The organism is Amycolatopsis sp. CB00013 (genome assembly GCF_001905755.1).
GTDB classification, from domain to species: domain Bacteria; phylum Actinomycetota; class Actinomycetes; order Mycobacteriales; family Pseudonocardiaceae; genus Amycolatopsis; species Amycolatopsis japonica.
Genome location: NZ_LIWC01000002.1, coordinates 46987 through 62292 on the forward strand (window position 1 = coordinate 46987; position 15306 = coordinate 62292).

General features: G+C 68.9%; 16 protein-coding genes. 6 read left to right on the top strand and 10 right to left on the bottom strand.

The window, feature by feature from the left end:
- Window positions 1–69: 69 nt before the first annotated feature.
- Window positions 70–354 (bottom strand): YybH family protein, encoded by a 285-nt coding sequence (locus AMK34_RS10055; RefSeq protein ID WP_338020560.1) that lies wholly within the window; start codon window positions 352–354, stop codon window positions 70–72.
- 286 nt (window positions 355–640) lie between these two features.
- Entirely contained in the window at window positions 641–1111 is a 471-nt protein-coding gene (locus AMK34_RS10065; protein ID WP_073844805.1) for a DUF309 domain-containing protein, read from the bottom strand.
- Window positions 1112–1146: 35 nt separating this feature from the next.
- Here AMK34_RS10065 and AMK34_RS10070 point away from each other — a divergent pair, with 35 nt between their 5' ends.
- A complete protein-coding gene (locus AMK34_RS10070) occupies window positions 1147–2586 on the top strand; it encodes a GuaB1 family IMP dehydrogenase-related protein (RefSeq protein ID WP_038508412.1) in 1440 nt (479 codons plus the stop codon).
- 52 nt (window positions 2587–2638) lie between these two features.
- Here the strand turns inward: AMK34_RS10070 and AMK34_RS10075 are convergent, their stop codons facing one another.
- Entirely contained in the window at window positions 2639–3925 is a 1287-nt protein-coding gene (locus tag AMK34_RS10075; RefSeq protein WP_143202492.1) for a PhoH family protein, read from the bottom strand.
- 730 nt (window positions 3926–4655) lie between these two features.
- Between AMK34_RS10075 and AMK34_RS10080 the strand changes: the two genes are divergently transcribed.
- Window positions 4656–4904 carry a hypothetical protein gene (locus AMK34_RS10080; protein WP_037340855.1) on the top strand — a complete coding sequence of 83 codons (249 nt, stop codon included), beginning with the start codon at window positions 4656–4658 and terminating at the stop codon, window positions 4902–4904.
- A 60-nt stretch (window positions 4905–4964) separates the two neighbouring features.
- Here AMK34_RS10080 and AMK34_RS10085 read toward each other — a convergent pair whose 3' ends face one another.
- Window positions 4965–5741 carry an isoprenyl transferase gene (locus tag AMK34_RS10085; RefSeq protein WP_037306485.1) on the bottom strand — a complete coding sequence of 259 codons (777 nt, stop codon included), beginning with the start codon at window positions 5739–5741 and terminating at the stop codon, window positions 4965–4967.
- 131 nt (window positions 5742–5872) lie between these two features.
- Here AMK34_RS10085 and trhA point away from each other — a divergent pair, with 131 nt between their 5' ends.
- On the top strand, window positions 5873–6514 hold the full coding sequence (gene trhA / locus AMK34_RS10090) for a PAQR family membrane homeostasis protein TrhA (protein WP_037342457.1): 642 nt from the start codon (window positions 5873–5875) through the stop codon (window positions 6512–6514).
- Window positions 6515–6521: 7 nt separating this feature from the next.
- Here trhA and AMK34_RS10095 read toward each other — a convergent pair whose 3' ends face one another.
- Window positions 6522–6947 carry a cytotoxic translational repressor of toxin-antitoxin stability system gene (locus AMK34_RS10095; protein WP_073844809.1) on the bottom strand — a complete coding sequence of 142 codons (426 nt, stop codon included), beginning with the start codon at window positions 6945–6947 and terminating at the stop codon, window positions 6522–6524.
- Complete coding sequence (locus AMK34_RS10100; protein ID WP_038508402.1) at window positions 6944–7360, bottom strand: prevent-host-death protein; 417 nt, start codon at window positions 7358–7360, stop codon at window positions 6944–6946. Before AMK34_RS10100 ends, AMK34_RS10095 begins: the two co-directional genes overlap by 4 nt.
- 164 nt (window positions 7361–7524) lie before the next feature.
- On the opposite strand from AMK34_RS10100, the gene AMK34_RS10105 reads away from it, so the two are divergent.
- Both AMK34_RS10105 and AMK34_RS10110 read left to right on the top strand, forming a co-directional pair.
- Window positions 7525–7974 carry a pyridoxamine 5'-phosphate oxidase family protein gene (locus AMK34_RS10105; protein WP_038508399.1) on the top strand — a complete coding sequence of 150 codons (450 nt, stop codon included), beginning with the start codon at window positions 7525–7527 and terminating at the stop codon, window positions 7972–7974.
- A gap of 38 nt (window positions 7975–8012) precedes the next feature.
- On the top strand, window positions 8013–8759 hold the full coding sequence (locus AMK34_RS10110) for a potassium channel family protein (RefSeq protein ID WP_073844811.1): 747 nt from the start codon (window positions 8013–8015) through the stop codon (window positions 8757–8759).
- Here AMK34_RS10110 and AMK34_RS10115 read toward each other — a convergent pair.
- The 3 genes from AMK34_RS10115 to AMK34_RS10125 all read right to left on the bottom strand — a co-directional run bounded on the left by AMK34_RS10115 (window position 8716) and on the right by AMK34_RS10125 (window position 12653).
- Window positions 8716–10602: an acyl-CoA dehydrogenase family protein gene (locus AMK34_RS10115; RefSeq protein WP_073844813.1), complete on the bottom strand. Its 1887-nt coding sequence runs from the start codon at window positions 10600–10602 to the stop codon at window positions 8716–8718. The two genes, AMK34_RS10110 and AMK34_RS10115, sit on opposite strands and share 44 nt — an antisense overlap.
- Window positions 10603–10667: 65 nt before the next feature.
- Complete coding sequence (locus AMK34_RS10120; RefSeq protein WP_073844815.1) at window positions 10668–12023, bottom strand: glycoside hydrolase family 28 protein; 1356 nt, start codon at window positions 12021–12023, stop codon at window positions 10668–10670.
- 69 nt (window positions 12024–12092) lie between these two features.
- Window positions 12093–12653, bottom strand: a complete 561-nt coding sequence (locus tag AMK34_RS10125) for a hypothetical protein (protein ID WP_038508390.1) — start codon at window positions 12651–12653, stop codon at window positions 12093–12095.
- Window positions 12654–12809: 156 nt separating this feature from the next.
- Between AMK34_RS10125 and AMK34_RS10130 the strand changes: the two genes are divergently transcribed.
- Complete coding sequence (locus tag AMK34_RS10130) at window positions 12810–13286, top strand: hypothetical protein (RefSeq protein WP_073844817.1); 477 nt, start codon at window positions 12810–12812, stop codon at window positions 13284–13286.
- Here AMK34_RS10130 and AMK34_RS10135 read toward each other — a convergent pair.
- Window positions 13267–15285: a thioredoxin domain-containing protein gene (locus AMK34_RS10135; protein ID WP_073844819.1), complete on the bottom strand. Its 2019-nt coding sequence runs from the start codon at window positions 15283–15285 to the stop codon at window positions 13267–13269. The two genes, AMK34_RS10130 and AMK34_RS10135, sit on opposite strands and share 20 nt — an antisense overlap.
- Window positions 15286–15306 lie beyond the last annotated feature (21 nt).

The following is a 15306-nucleotide window of genomic DNA, read 5'->3' on the forward strand; positions in this document are numbered from 1 at the left end:
CTTTCTCCCGCCGTTACCTACTGATCAGTATCCCTACTCGAAGTAACATACTCGCGGTATGTCGAGTACTCAAGGCGCGTCGATACCGAAGGGGTTGTCGATCACGTAGCGCCAGAGCCCGTCCTCGCCGCGCTTCGCGACGTCGGTCGCCGTCGCGGCGAGGTGCCCTTCGATGCTCCAGTCGACGATCAGGAGGGCCAGGTCACCGGCGACGTGCACCTGGCGCGGCGTCACCTCGATCGGCCGCCCCAGCGCGAGGATCCCGGCGTTCGCGGCCCGGCGTTCCGCGCCGCTCACCCGCACACCGTCCCGGCGGACGAACACGGCTTCCGGTTCGTAGACCGTGTCGAGGATTTCGGCGGATCCGGCGTTGAAGGCGGCCCGGACGCCCGCGGCCGCACCCGGCGGCCGGAGCCGGACTGCCCGTCGAGGTCGCGCTCGCCGCGATCTCGGGCCGCTGGACGACGCTGGTGCTGCGAGAGCTGATGGGCGGACCCAGGTCCTTCAGCGACCTGACCGCGCGACGCCTCGCCGTGCGCGAAGAGCTGCCGGGCTTCCCGAGCCGGACCAGCTACCGGCTCACCCCGGCGGGACTGGAGCTGCGGCCGCTGCTGATCGAGCTGTACCGCTCGGGTTCGGCCTACTGGCCCAGTAGGCGAGGCGCGACCGGCTCCACCCGAGCCCGCACCTTCACTTCTTCAGCCATCGACCGCGCCCAAGCCTGCAGCCCCGTGATGTCGATCCCGTGCGGCCCGGCCTCACGGAACGGCTCGATGTTGTCCGCGCCACGCTCCAGCAGCGAGGCCGCGCCGTTGCCGTTCCCCCTGGCCACGTGGGTCAGGCCGACGGCAAGCTGCGCCAGGCCGCGCCACAGCTCCCGCTCCGGGCCGTCGGTGGATTTCCACGCGTCCTCGAACACCTCGTGCGCGTGGAACGGGCGGCCCGCGTCGAGCAGGCGCTGAGCCTCGGAGATGGTGTCCTCGGGGCTGCGTTCGATGCCCTCGGGCTGCCGTTCGACACCGTCGGCGCCATACGGGAGCGGCCTGCCGAGACCGTCTCGCGGGCGCGCGTTGCGGGCTCGTCCGGCTTCGTCACGGTCCCGGTCCGTCATGCCGCCATTGTCCCACGCGGGTATCCTGGGGCCTCGTGCGCTTTCTCGACGGGCATCGGCCCGCTCACGACCTGACCTACGACGACGTGTTCCTCCTGCCGAACCGGTCGGACGTGGAGTCCCGCTTCGACGTCGACCTGTCCACTGTGGACGGCACCGGCGCGACGATCCCGATCGTGGTCGCCAACATGACCGCCGTCGCGGGCCGCCGGATGGCCGAAACGGTCGCCAGGCGCGGCGGGCTCGTCGTCCTCCCGCAGGACGTCGACGTGGCCGCGGTCGCCGACATCGTCACCTGGGTCAAGAGCCGTCACACCGTGTGGGACACCCCGCTCGTGCTGACCGGCGGCGACGCGGTGGCCGACGCGCTGAACCTGGTCGGCAAACGGGCCCACGGCGCCGTCGTCGTGGTGGACGAGGACGGCAAGCCCGTCGGCGTCGTCGACGAAGCGGCTTGCGCCGGCGTAGACCGCTTCGCGCGGCTGGCCGACGTCGCGGAGCCCGCGGTCGTCACGGTCCCGCTGGACACTCCGCCGCGCGAGGTGTTCGAGCGGCTGCACGACCACGGCGGCCGCCTCGCGCTCGGCATCGACGAGAACGGCAGGCTCGCGGGCGTCCTGACCGAGATCGCGGCACTGCGCGCGGAGATCTACACCCCGGCCGTCGACGACGGCGGCAACCTGCGTGTCGCCGCCGCGATCGGCGTGAACGGCGACGTCGCGGCGAAGGCCGAAGCCGTCCTCGCGGCGGGCGTCGACGTGCTCGTGGTCGACACCGCGCACGGCCACCAGGAGAAGATGATCTCCGCGCTCAAGGCCGTCCGGTCGGTGAACCCGCGGGTCCCGGTGGTCGCCGGGAACGTGGTCACCGCGGAGGGCACGCGCGACCTGATCCACGCGGGAGCGGACGTCGTCAAGGTCGGTGTCGGCCCCGGCGCCATGTGCACGACCCGGATGATGACCGGCGTCGGGCGCCCGCAGTTCTCCGCCGTCGCCGAATGCGCGGCCGCGGCTCGTGAACTGGGCAAGCACGTCTGGGCGGACGGCGGCGTGCGGCATCCGCGCGACGTCGCGCTCGCGCTGGCCGCCGGCGCGTCGGCGGCGATGGTCGGCTCGTGGTTCGCCGGCACCCACGAATCCCCGGGCGACCTGCGCTACGACGAGCAGGGCAAGCCGTACAAGGAGTCGTTCGGCATGGCGTCGAAGCGCGCCGTCGGTGCCCGCACGCGTACGGACAACGTCTTCGAACGCGCCAAGAAGGGCCTGTTCGAAGAGGGCATCTCGGCGTCGCGGATGGCCTTGGACCCGGCTCGCCCCGGCGTCGAGGACCTGCTCGACTCGATCGGCTCCGGTGTCCGTTCGGCCTGCACGTACGCGGGCGCCCGGACGCTGGAGGAGTTCCACGAGCGCGCACTGCTCGGGATCCAGTCCGCCGCGGGCTTCGCGGAAGGACGCCCGCTGCCGTCAGGCTGGTGACACCCGGGGGAGTCCTCTTAGGACTGTCCTGAGAGGACTCCCCCGGATTCGGTCAGCCGTGGTCCTCCAGCATCTCGGTGACGAGCGCCGCGATCGGCGAACGCTCGGAACGGGTCAGCGTGACATGCGCGAACAGCGGGTGACCCTTGAGTTTCTCGATCACCGCCGACACGCCGTCGTGCCGCCCGACCCGCAGGTTGTCGCGCTGCGCGACGTCATGCGTGAGCACGACCCGCGAGGCCGTGCCCAGCCGCGAAAGCACGGTCAGGAGCACGTTGCGCTCCAAGGACTGCGCCTCGTCGACGATGACGAACGTGTCGTGCAGCGACCGGCCGCGGATATGGGTCAGCGGGAGCACCTCGAGCATGCCTCGGTCGAAGACCTCGTCGAGGACGTCCTGGCTGACCAGCCCGCCGAGGGTGTCGAACACCGCCTGCGCCCACGGCTGCATCTTCTCGCTCTCGGAACCGGGCAGGTAGCCCAGTTCCTGGCCGCCGACCGCGTAAACCGGCCGGAACACGACCACCTTGCGGTGCTGGCGGCGTTCCATCACCGATTCCAGCCCCGCGCAGAGCGCGAGCGCCGACTTACCCGTCCCGGCCCGTCCGCCCAGCGAGACGATGCCGACGTCGGAGTCCAGCAGGAGATCCAGCGCGACCCGCTGTTCGGCCGAGCGGCCGTGCAGCCCGAACGCCTCCTTGTCACCGCGCACGAGCCGGATCCGCTTGTCCGCGGTGACCCGGCCCAACGCGCTCGAACTGCCCGCGAGCAGCCTCAACCCGGTGTGGCAGGGCAGTTCACCGACCTCGGGCATCCCGAATTCCGCCGGATCCACCGAAGAGCCGCTGAACAGCCCGTCGATGAGGGTCTGCGGGACGTCCACGTCCGCCATCCCCGTCCAGCCCGAGGGCGTCACCTCCTGCGCGCGGTACTCGTCGGCTTCGAGGCCGACGGCTCCCGCCTTGACGCGCAGGGGGATGTCCTTGGTCACCAGCGTGACCGACGCGCGTTCCGCCGCCAGATTGAGCGCACAGGCGAGGATGCGGTGGTCGTTGGAGTCGGTGCGGAAGCCGACCGGGAGCACCGTGGGATCGGAGTGGTTCAACTCCACCTGCAGGGTGCCGCCGTGCTCTCCGATCGGGATCGGCGCGTCGAGCCTGCCGTGCTGACGACGCAGGTCGTCGAGCATGCGGAGCGCTTCGCGCGCGAACCACCCCAGTTCGGGATGGTGACGTTTCGCCTCCAGTTCACTGATGACGACCAGCGGGAGCACGACCGCGTGTTCGGCGAAACGGGTCACCGACCAGGGGTCAGAGAGCAGGACCGACGTGTCGAGCACGTAAGTGGACCGCTGGGATTCGGGCGAGATCGAGGCTTTCTCCGGGCCAGAGGCACCGGTCGAAGAACGGCCAGAGGCCTTGCGGGGTGAACGCTGCGCAGTCACGACGGCATCTCCCTCGTGGGCGTGGCACCACGCCCGCACTCGCTGGGCCGGGCACCTCCCTGGCTAACCGCTCCTTCCGACGTCTTCCGACGTCAGTCGGCACGGCCGCGAGGGCCGGGTGCCGGCCCCCTCGTGCATCCACTGGGCGGCTGTGCCGCCCTGTCGACAACCGCCACGACCAGGGCCTCCCGCGAGAGTCCGCATGGGACGCGAACCCTCACTTCCGGAAGGTACCTGCGTCCGGCCGATCGCGCAGGCAGCCACCACGGTGATTCGCCAAACCGTCATCTCACTGTCGGTCGCGTGACATCAACACCTGGTCACCGTCACGGTCCGTAGTGATGATCTCCATTCAGGGACGCTCGTCGATGCGACCCGGATGGATTAACGCGACGCAGGGCGTTCACCTGATGGGATCGAGGGTTCTACCACGCTTGGTAGCCGGTCGCATTTTGTGCCCGAGACAGAGAACCGGACCGAGTGAAACGCGCCTTTTCGGGCTCACACAATGGGCTTACGCGACGGTCACAACTCCTGAATAGCGAGTAATTTTCTCACTGCGGGACACCCCCACCGGATTTCGGTGCCCCCGATCCCTGAATATCTCTACCAAGGAGTGTGCGAAGTGCTGAAGAAGGCTGGTTTCGTTTCCGCCGTCGCCGCGGGCATCATGATGGTCGGCGGGACCGCGTTCGCCGCCACTGGTGACACCTCCGGCACCCCGGACCCCACGTTCGGCGACGCCTACAACACGTTCATCGAGGGCGGCGGCGCGCTGGGCTACGGTGCCGCTTCGCTGGTCGCCGGTGCCTACACGGGCGTCGCGCTCACCCCGGCGCTGATCGCCCACTCGCTGGAGCACCACCACCACTGATCTTCAGTGACGACGTCGAAGGCCCCGGAGTGCACGCCGGGGCCTTCGTCATGTCACCGGTCAGGAACCGAAGCGCCGGTGCCGCCACGCGTAATCGCGCATCGCGCGGAGAAAATCGACGCGCCGGAATGCGGGCCAATACGCTTCGGTGAACCAGAATTCCGAATGCGCCGATTGCCAGAGCAGGAATCCGGAAAGCCGCTGCTCACCCGAGGTGCGGATAATCAGATCCGGATCGGGCTGACCTGAGGTGTACATGTGTTCGGAAATATGGTCGACGTCCAGGATCTTGGCGAGCTCGCGGATCGAGGTGCCCTCGTCGGCGTGCTGGAGCAGGAGTTTGCGGACCGCGTCGGCGATCTCCTGACGTCCTCCGTAACCGACCGCGACGTTGACCTCCATCCCGGAGCGCCCTTCAGTGCGCTCCGCGGCCGCGCTGAGGGCCTTCGCGACCTCAGGCGGCAGTAAGTCAAGGGCTCCTACGATGCGGAGCCGCCAGGGCGTGTGCGGCGCGGCGAGTTCGTCGGTGACGTCGGTGATGATCTTCAGCAGCGGACTGAGTTCCTCGGCCGCCCGCCCGAGGTTGTCCGTCGAAAGCAGCCACATCGTGACGACCTCGACGTCGGCCTCGTTGCACCAGCTCAGGAAATCGGCGATCTTCTTGGCGCCGGCCCGGTGGCCGTCGGCGACGTCCGTGAAGCCCGCTTCGCGCGCCCAGCGGCGGTTGCCGTCCAGCATGATGGCGATGTGGCGTGGATGGCGCCCCTTGGCCTGCTGGATCAAGCGCCTGCCGTAGGCGCTGTACACGACGTCTGACAAGAAGGACCGAAGACTCACGCCAGTGGAGACTAGTCACCCCGCGGGCCCCAGTGGGACGCGCCACGGAGACTGGCGAAAAACCTACGGTGCCGTAACCTGAGTGAGTGAGCGTAGCGACCGAACCCCAGCCGTCCGGCCCCGCGCCCGTGGTGGACACGCGTCCTCGATTGCGTGGGCACATCCACTTCTGGTCCTTCTTCGGCGCTGTCGCCGGAGCCGCGACCCTCATCAGCCTCGCGGCGTCCACTGTGTCTGGTATCGCCGCTTTGTCCACTTCGGTCTACGGCCTGACCGTCCTCGGCGTCTTCGGCGTCAGCGCGCTGTACCACCGTCGCTTGTGGAGCCCACGAGCATACGAATGGATGAAGCGCGCCGACCATTCGATGATCTTCCTGTTCATCGCCGGCACCTACACGCCGTTCACCCTTCTGGCCATGTCCCAGCCGACCGGGTACATCGTGCTCGCGATCGTGTGGGGCGGCGCGATCGGCGGCGTCACCCTGAAGATGCTGTGGCCGAACGCGCCACGCTGGCTGGGCGTGCCGATCTACATCGCGCTGGGCTGGGTCGCGGTCTTCGTCCTGCCCGAACTGGCCACGCACGCCGGCGTCGCGGCGCTCGTGCTGCTCTGCGTCGGCGGCCTGTTCTACACGCTGGGCGCGGTGTTCTACGCGGTGAAGTGGCCGAACCACTTCCCGGACACCTTCGGGTACCACGAGTACTTCCACGCCTGCACGGTTCTGGCCGCGGTTTCGCACTACATCGCGATCTGGCTGGCGATGTACGCCTAACCGCAAGTCAGCTGTTCTCGGTCCAGAACTGCTGAAGCCTCGCAATGGCCTCGGTCTTGGTCATGGCCGCCACATCGGCCTCAGCGAGGCCGACCCGAGAAAGCAGCAGGTGCACAAGATCGGCAGGGAGGGCTTCGGCCTGCGGCACGGGAAGCCCGCGGTCCGGTTTGACGCCGTCCTGCACGCACGACCAGAAGCACGGCTCGTCGACGTCGAGCTGGTCGCGAAGGATGTGCTTCCAGATGCTCTTGCCGTACCCGGTCCGGTCCACCGGATGCGAGATCCGGGTCCGCAGGATACGGCCGTCCACGAGGCCGAGTTCGTAGGTGACGTGATGCGTGCCCGTCCGGCCGCGGGCGTCGCGAACCCGGCGCCACTCCTCGATCTGACAGAACGATTCGTGGTCTTTGCGCGTGGGTTGTGGCCAGTTCACCGCGCGGTACCTGCCAGCCAATCACGAAGCTGATCGTCGTCGCTCAGGCTGATCAACTGGACCAGACCCCAGTTGTCACGGTGGTTCGGAGCGTCCAGCAGCCGCGACTGCCAGTCTTCCGCGTACTCCCGCAAAGCGTCGACCATCTCGATCAGCGCCTCGTCGAAAGTAGCGCCGTCCGCCGCAACCGGCAAGCCCGGGATGAACACGGACCAGCCGCCATCCTCGGCTACGACCTGGGCGGACGCGGGCAGAAGCGACGCGAGGAAGTAGCGCAGACGCTCGACGTCCACGACGGCAGCCTGGACCGAGTCACGCCGAACCGTGGCGACACGGCCTTTTTCCGCGGCATCCAACAGATCCTTCAGGTGCGCGCGAGCTTCGGTGTAGCTGTCGTAGTGCAGAGCGGACACAGGGGCCTCCCGATAAGTCGTAACCAGTCTGCCCAAGTACGTCACGTACGTCAAGTACGTGCATGTTCACGCGATCCCATGACCAGGACGGACACAAGCGTGTTCCCTCTGGCACAAGAAAGTGCCTTCTTCCGCGCCCTCGCCGCGCCAGCCATGATCACCGCATGGCCAAGAACGCACCGCCCCGCCGCCTCGACGACGCGGCCCTCAGCGACTTCCTCGCCGGACACACCTTCGGCGCCCTCGCGACCGTCAAGCGTGACGGCCGCCCGCATCTCTCCACCGTCGTCTACACGTGGGACCCGGAGACGCGCGAGGTCCGGATCAGCACGACCGAAGACCGCCTGAAGGTCAAGCAGCTCCGCAACAACCCGACCGCCTCGCTCTACGTCTCCAGCGCCGATCACTGGAGTTTCGCCGTCGTGGAAGGGAAAGCGGAACTCTCCGAAGTCACCCGGACACCCGGCGACACGGCAGGCCTCGAATACCTGGCGGCGCAGCGGCAGAAGCCCGACGACGAGGCGGAGTTCCTCGAGACCATCGCGGCCGAGCGAAGGCTCTACATCACCCTCAAAACCGACAAACTCTATGGAACGGCCCTCGACATCGCTTAACGTACGCACCTGGGAAAGGCCAGGTGAGGAGTCGTTCGATGTGGGAAAAGCGGATGGAGTGGCCGCTCAACGCCGCCGCCGTACTGTTCCTGGCCGCGTACGCCTGGCCGATCCTCCAGCCCTCGCTCGGGCACACCGGGCGGGTCTGGTGCGAGGTCGTCACCTGGCTCGCGTGGGCGGTCTTCGCCCTCGACTACGCCGTCCGCCTCAAGCACGCCGAGGACAAACGGGTCTTCCTGAAGAACAACGTCTTCGACCTGCTGATCATCGTGCTCCCGCTGATCCGGCAGCTGCGGCTGCTCCGGCTGGTCACGGTCCTCAACGTCCTCAACCGCAACGCCGGCCTGTCGCTGCGCGGGCGCGTCGTGGTCTACACCGTGGGCGCGACGGCGCTCATCGTGTTCTGTTCGGCGCTCGCCGTGCTCGACGCCGAGCGCGCCGCGCCGGACGCGCCGATCACCGACTTCCCGGACGCGGTGTGGTGGTCGATCACGACGATCACCACGGTCGGCTACGGCGACCGCTATCCCGTCAGCGGCACCGGCCGGATCGTCGCGGTCGGGCTCATGGTGGCGGGCATCGCCCTGCTCGGTGTGGTCACCGCGACGCTCGCGTCGTGGCTGATCCGCCGGGTGACCGAAGCCGACGAGAACGCGCAGGCCGTGACCCGCGAGCATCTCGACGAGCTGACCCGCGAGGTCAAGGCGTTGCGGGCCGAGCTCGCCGAGCAGCGCGCCGAGGTCAGTCCCGCAGCATCGGAGCCGCTAGGTACGGCTCGGGGATAGCGAAGGCGTCCACGAGGGTCCGCGCGTGCGGGCGCAGGTCGGCGCACAGCGCGTTCACCGCGGCGGTGACGGCCTTCGAGCGCCCGGACGTCAGGCGTCCGTGTTCGAGGAACCAGCCTCGATCCGCCTCGATGTTCGCGAGCGCGTAGAGGTCGCAGACCCGCTCCAGCAGCTCGCGGGCCTCCGCGTCGGCACAGCGTTCGATGGCGTCGACGAACGCTTCCAGCACCACCCGATCGACGTGCGCTCGTCCGGCGCGCAGCACGTGGTCCTGCGCGTCGTTAAACACGCCGAAGGGGTCCGAGCCCGCCTTACGCAGACGCTGCGCGACACCGCCGAGGACGTGCTCTTCGCGGTCTTCGAACAGCTTCAGGTGCCATTCGCGGGAGTAGAGGACGTCGCCGTCGTCGGCTTCGGTGAGCCGCTCGACGACCTTGCGCGCGGACGTCCGTTCGATCACGGCCTCGACGAGCTGCTCCGCCACGAACCGCGCGGTCGCGAGCGGGCTGAGGTCCTGGAAGTGGTCCTTGTAGCTGGTCAGCAAACCCTTCGCGACCAGCTGCAGCAGCACGGTGTTGTCACCCTCGAAGGTGGTGAAGACGTCCGTGTCGGCCTTCAGCCCGGCGAGCAGGTTCTCCGAGAGATAGCCGGAGCCGCCACATGCCTCCCGGGCCGCCTGGATGGTCGCCGTCGCGTGCCAGGTCGAGACCGCCTTGATGCCGGCGGCGCGCGATTCCAGCTCTCGCTGCTCCTCCTCCGGCGCGTCCTCGGCGATGTCGTGCAGCTTCGAGACGAGCCCTTCCTGCGCGAAGTGCAGGGCGTACGACGTCGCCAGCGCGGGCAGCAGTTTCCGCTGGTGGGCGCGGTAGTCGAGGATCACGACCTCCTCGCCGTCGGGCCGCGCGAACTGCCGCCGCTGCTCGCCGTAGCGGATGGCCAGCGCCAGCGCGCGTTTCGTCGCGCTGCCGGCGCTGCCCGCGACGCTGACCCGGCCGCGGATGAGTGTGCCGAGCATCGTGAAGAACCGGCGGCCGTCGCTTTCGATCGGGCTCGTGTACGTCCCGTCCTCGGCGACGTCACCGAAGCGGTCGAGCAGCGCCTCGCGCGGAATCCGCACTTGGTCGAACGTGAGCCGTCCGTTGTCGACGCCGTTGAGGCCCGCCTTGCGGCCGCAGTCCTCGATCTCGACGCCGCGCGCCTTCTCGCCGCGGATCGGCACCAGGAACGCGTGCACCCCGCGTGACTCGCCACCGGTGATCAGCTGCGCGAACACCACGGCGAGTTCGCCGTCGCGGGCGGCGTTGCCGATGTACTCCTTCATCGCGCCGCGGTCCGGCGTGTGCACGACGAACTCGCGCGTCGCCGGGTCGTAGGTCGCGGTGGTGCGCAGATGCTGGACGTCCGAGCCGTGGCCGTGCTCGGTCATCGCGAAACAGCCCAGCAGCTCCAGATCCTTGATGTCGCGCAGATACCGCTCGTGGTGGCGTTCGGTGCCGAGCAGCTGCACGGCGCCGCCGAACAGACCCCATTGGACACCGGCCTTCACCATCAGCGAGAGATCGCCGAAGCCCAGCATCTCGAACGACGTCAACGCGCCGCCGACATCTCCGCCACCGCCGTACGCCGGGTCGAAGCCGAGCCCCGGCCGGTCGGTGCGGGCGAGCAGCCGCAGCCATTCGAGCACCTGGGCGCGATGCGTTTCGGTGTCGACGTCGACAGGGTCTTCGAAGACCTCCGCGGCCATCTGCGCGCGCACCGCGCGGCGGAGCTCGGCCCACCGTCCATCGAGGACGGTGGTCAGCACGTCCGGGTCGATCTTCGCGGGAAGTCCTGGTGTGTCCACGATTCCTCCGATGCGGTGCGGTCTGCGTTCAGCCTGCCGCACCGCATCGGGAAGCGCAGGACGAATCAGACCGGTTCCCCGTTGATCGTCGTGTTCTCGAACCGCAGGTCGTCGACGTGTTTCAGGGTGTTCTCCGTGTTCGCGACGCCGTCGAAGCGACAATCGCTCACCCGTAGCCCCCGAACGTGTGAGTTGGGCAACCCTCGGACGTTGAACGCCGCCTGCCCGCATTTCGTGCTGCTGGAACGGCTGAGGGTGAACGGTCCGAACCGGGGGACGTACGCGCCCGTCTGTCCGTTGTAGTCCGGCAGCACGTACACGACCGAGCGGACGAACGTGCCGGAGACGCTGTCAAGGTTGACGTTCTCGGTGAATCCGCCGCGCAACGTGTTCGACTTGACGTACAGCCCGTACTTCGTCTCGCCGGTGACGGTGAGCTTGTGCGCGTAGACGTTCCGGATGCCGCCGGTCTGTTCGCTGCCGCAGGTGATCGCGCCCCAGTTGCCGTCCATCACGCAGTTCGCGACGACGATGTTCTGGCACGGCACGCCGATCCTGCGGCCGTCGGCGTCCCGGCCCGATTTGAGCGCGATGTTGTCGTCGTGCGCGCCGAGGTGGGAGTTCACGATCACGACGTGGTCGCAGGACTCCGGATCGCAGGCGTCGGTGTTGGAATGCGCGGTGCTCGCGTCCGTGCGGACGCCGTCGATCGTGACGTTCCGGCAGAGCGTCGGATGCAGCTGCCAGAACATCGGGTTCTTCAGCGTGATCCCTTCGATGAGCACGGTGTCGCACGAATACGGCTCGACGAACGTGGAGCGCATGGCGTGCCCGGAGCCGGGAACGATCCGCCGCTCGGGCGGGATTCCCTTGGCCACCAACGATTCCAGGTACTCGCGATCCTTGCCCTTGTTCCAGGACGCCGTGCCCGCCGCGTCGAGGGTGCCCTTCCCGGTCACGGCGATGTTGGATTCCCGGTACGCGTAGATCATCGGCGACCGGTTCACGCACTCGATGCCCTCGTAGCGGGTGAGCACGTTCGGGAACTTCGAGGCGTCGGAACCGAAAGCGAGCACGGCACCCGCCTCGAGATGCAGGTCCACGTTGCTCTTGAGGTACACCGCACCGGTGACGAAGGTGCCCTTCGGCACGACGACGCGTCCGCCGCCGCGCGCGTTGGCCGTCTCGATCGCCTTCCTGATCGCGGCGGTGTTGTCGGTCTTCCCGTCACCCTTGGCGCCGAAGCCGAGCACCGAGAACGTCCGGTCCGGGAAGACCGGCCGTTTCGTCCGCGCGACGATGTCTTCGGCCGCGGGCCAGGGAAGGGCCGGGGCCGCCGAGGCGGTGGGCGCGAGCAGTGGGCTCGCGGCCACCACGAGACCGCCCTTGATCAGCCAACGCCGGGAGAATCTGCCGTCCATGACGCCTTCTTTCGCAAGAGGACTTCGGTGAAGACGGCGGAATCCCGACTCTACGGGCGGACCCCGGCCTCAGGAAAGATCCGGTCCCTGTGAGCGGAGATCGTCGACCTTGGTCATCGCCTCCCGAAGCTCGGCGAGCCAGGCGTCCGCGTGTTCCCCGACCAGCCGGACGGCCCAGGCGAGCGCCTCCGACCGCGACCGGGCGACGCCCGCGTCGACGAGGGTGTCGAGCACCAGGCGTTCCGGCTGCCGCAGCCTGGTCATGACCGGCGCCGAATGCGTGGTGAACAGATGCCGTGTGCCGCCGAGGCTCGCGCCCCACGCGACCTTGCGCTGATAGCGGTGCTCCGCCTGGCGCGCGATCTCGATCCGCTCGTCGCGGGTCTCCTCGCGGAACCGGCTGATCCGGCCGTCCTCGGCCGCCGCGCGGGCCGCGTCGTCGGCGTACTCGCCGGTGAGCGGCTGGAGTTCGCCGACGATGACGATCTCTTCGCGATCCACCGTGACTTCGGGGTCGCCGGTGAACCAGCCTTCGGGGAGCCTGCCGCCGAACCACGCGGCCGCGTCGTCCGCCGCCGGGATGTCCGCCTGCTGCCAGCCGCCCCGGCCTTTCCAGCTTCCGCGTCCCATCTGACCCGCCTCCTCGATTACATGATTACAACGCTACCGACGCTACGCCCGCAACTGTCGAATCTCACGCGTGTTCTCCCCCGGCGAAAACCCGGGGCAACCTGATGACCTGCGCGGACGTGTTCCCACCAGCAGCCGACGAGGAAGGGGAACCTCATGCTGAAGAAGGTCATGATCGGCGCGCTCGTGCTCGGAGCCGCCCAGCTCGCGGTGGTCGCGCCGGCCGCAGCGACCACCGATCCCAGCTGGTATCTCGGCCCGACCCCGCTCGGGCCGGGCGAGCAGATCTACGCCGAAACCAGGGCGGGCGCGGGCGGGTGTGTCCCGAAAGGCCCCGTGACCTCTCCGGGGCTCGCCGAGCCGATCGGCTGGACCATCGGCGGGAACTTCGGGAAATACGGCGGGTACGGGCGCGTGGTGAAGAAGCCCGGCAAATACGTCGCGACGCTCAACTGCACCGACGGACGCAAGTCGACCCGGACGTTCACGGTGACGGGAGTCCCGCCGTCCAGCACCACGAAGCCGCCGAAACCCACTCCGAAACCGAAGCCGAAGCCGCAGGTCACCGTGAAACCGGCAGGCGCGCCGCAGACCGGTGGCGGCGCCTTCGCCCCTATGGCGTGGGACTGGTGAGCTGAGACCGCAGTTCCTCGGCGGTGGTGACGGGCCGCTCGCACACGTACCCGCGGCACACGTACGCGGCGGCGGCGCCGTCGACCAGCGGTCGATCGGCCAGCAGCGGCACCCCTTCGGCATCCGGGGTCCCGCTCACGACGACGGCTCCGTCCGGCAACGACGCGACGGCCGCGGCCAGCAGATCCGCGCGTGAAGCGGCATCCGGGCCGACGACGGCGACCTGCACCGGTCCGGCGGCGGCCGCTTCGGCCACGGTGAGCCAGTGCCCGGCGAACCGCGGCGCGTGGGCGGCGAGCCGTCCCGCCCGGGCGAGCGCCTGCTCGGCCGCCTCGCGGTAGCGGCCCACCCGGTCGTGCCCGGCCAGCACGGACGCGGTCAGCAAGGCGTTCGCCAAGGCCGAGGCTCCCGACGGGCTCGCGTTGTCGGTCGGGTCGGAAGGCCGCTGCACCAGGACTTCCGCGTCGTCGGCGGTGTCGTAATAGGCACCCGTCGAGTCGGGGACGCCGAAATGGGTCAACGCGAGGTCCAGCAAGGTGATGGCGTCGGCGAGCCACCGCGGCTCGCCCGTCGACTGGTGGAGTTCGAGCAGTCCTTCGGCGAGGCACGCGTAGTCCTCCAGCACCCCGGCCGTCGTGCCGACGACGCCGTCGCGGGAGGTCCGGCGCAGGCGTCCGGCCACGAAATGGGTGTCCATCAGGAATGCCGCCGCGCGAGCCGCCGCTTCGATCCACTGTGGACGATCGAGCCGCGAGCCCGCTTTGGCGAGCGCGCCGATCGCCAGCCCGTTCCAGGCGGCGATCGCCTTGTCGTCACGGGCGGGCTGGGGGCGCTCGTTTCGCGCGGCCAGCAACGCGCGGCGGACTCGCTCATAACGCGTTTCGTCCTCTGGATGTGGTTCGCGCAGCCGCAGCGTCGAGGCGCCATGCTCGAAGTTGCCGCGCTCGGTCACCTGGAACAGCTCGGCCGCCCAAGCACCGTCCTCCTCGCCGAGCACTTCGGCAAGTTGCGCGGGCGTCCAGACGTAGGTGAGCCCTTCGACGCCATTGGTGTCCGCGTCGAGCGACGCGGCGAAACCGCCCTCGGTCGTCCCGAGGTCGCGCAGCAGGAACTCCGCGGTCTCTTCGACCGCCCGCCGTGCGTACTCGTGCCCGGTCACGCCGTGGAACTGCGCGTAGAACCGCAGGAGCAAACCGTTGTCGTACAGCATCTTCTCGAAATGCGGCACTTCCCAGCCCGCGTCGACCGAGTACCGCGCGAACCCACCCGCGAGCTGGTCGTTCAGGCCGCCCAGCGCCATCGCCTCGGCGGTGTGCTCGACCATGGCGAGGTCGGCGCCGGTGCGCTCGTGGTGGCGGAGCAGGAAGTTCAACGCCATCGTCGGCGGGAACTTCGGCGCTCCCCCGAATCCGCCGTTCCCGGTGTCGAACTCCTTGCGCAGCGTGGCGACCGCGGCGTCCAGCGCCGCACCGTCCACAACGGACTCGGGCAGCGGCCCGCTCTTCTCCGTGAGGTGGGCGATGATCTGCCGGGCGCCGGAACGCAGCTCGTCCGGCCGCTCGCCCCAGGCCTCGGCGACCGCGACGAGCAGCTGCGAGAACGACGGCATCCCGGGCCGCGGCGACGGCGGATAGTAGGTGCCGCAATGGAACGGCTCCCCTTCCGGCGTCAGGAAGCACGTCATCGGCCAGCCGCCCTGACCGGTCATCGCCTGCGTGGCCGCCATGTACACCGAGTCGATGTCCGGGCGCTCCTCGCGGTCCACCTTGATGTTGACGAAGTTCGCGTTCATCAGCGTCGCGGTGGCTTCGTCCTCGAAGGACTCGTGCGCCATGACGTGGCACCAGTGGCAGGCCGCGTAGCCGACCGAAAGCAGGATCGGCACGTTCCGCCGTTTCGCCTCGGCCAGCGCCTCCTCGCCCCAGGGCCACCAGTCCACCGGGTTCTCGGCGTGCTGCAGCAGGTACGGACTGGTCGCGGCCTTCAGGCGGTTCGACATGTCACCAGGGTCGCATGCGGG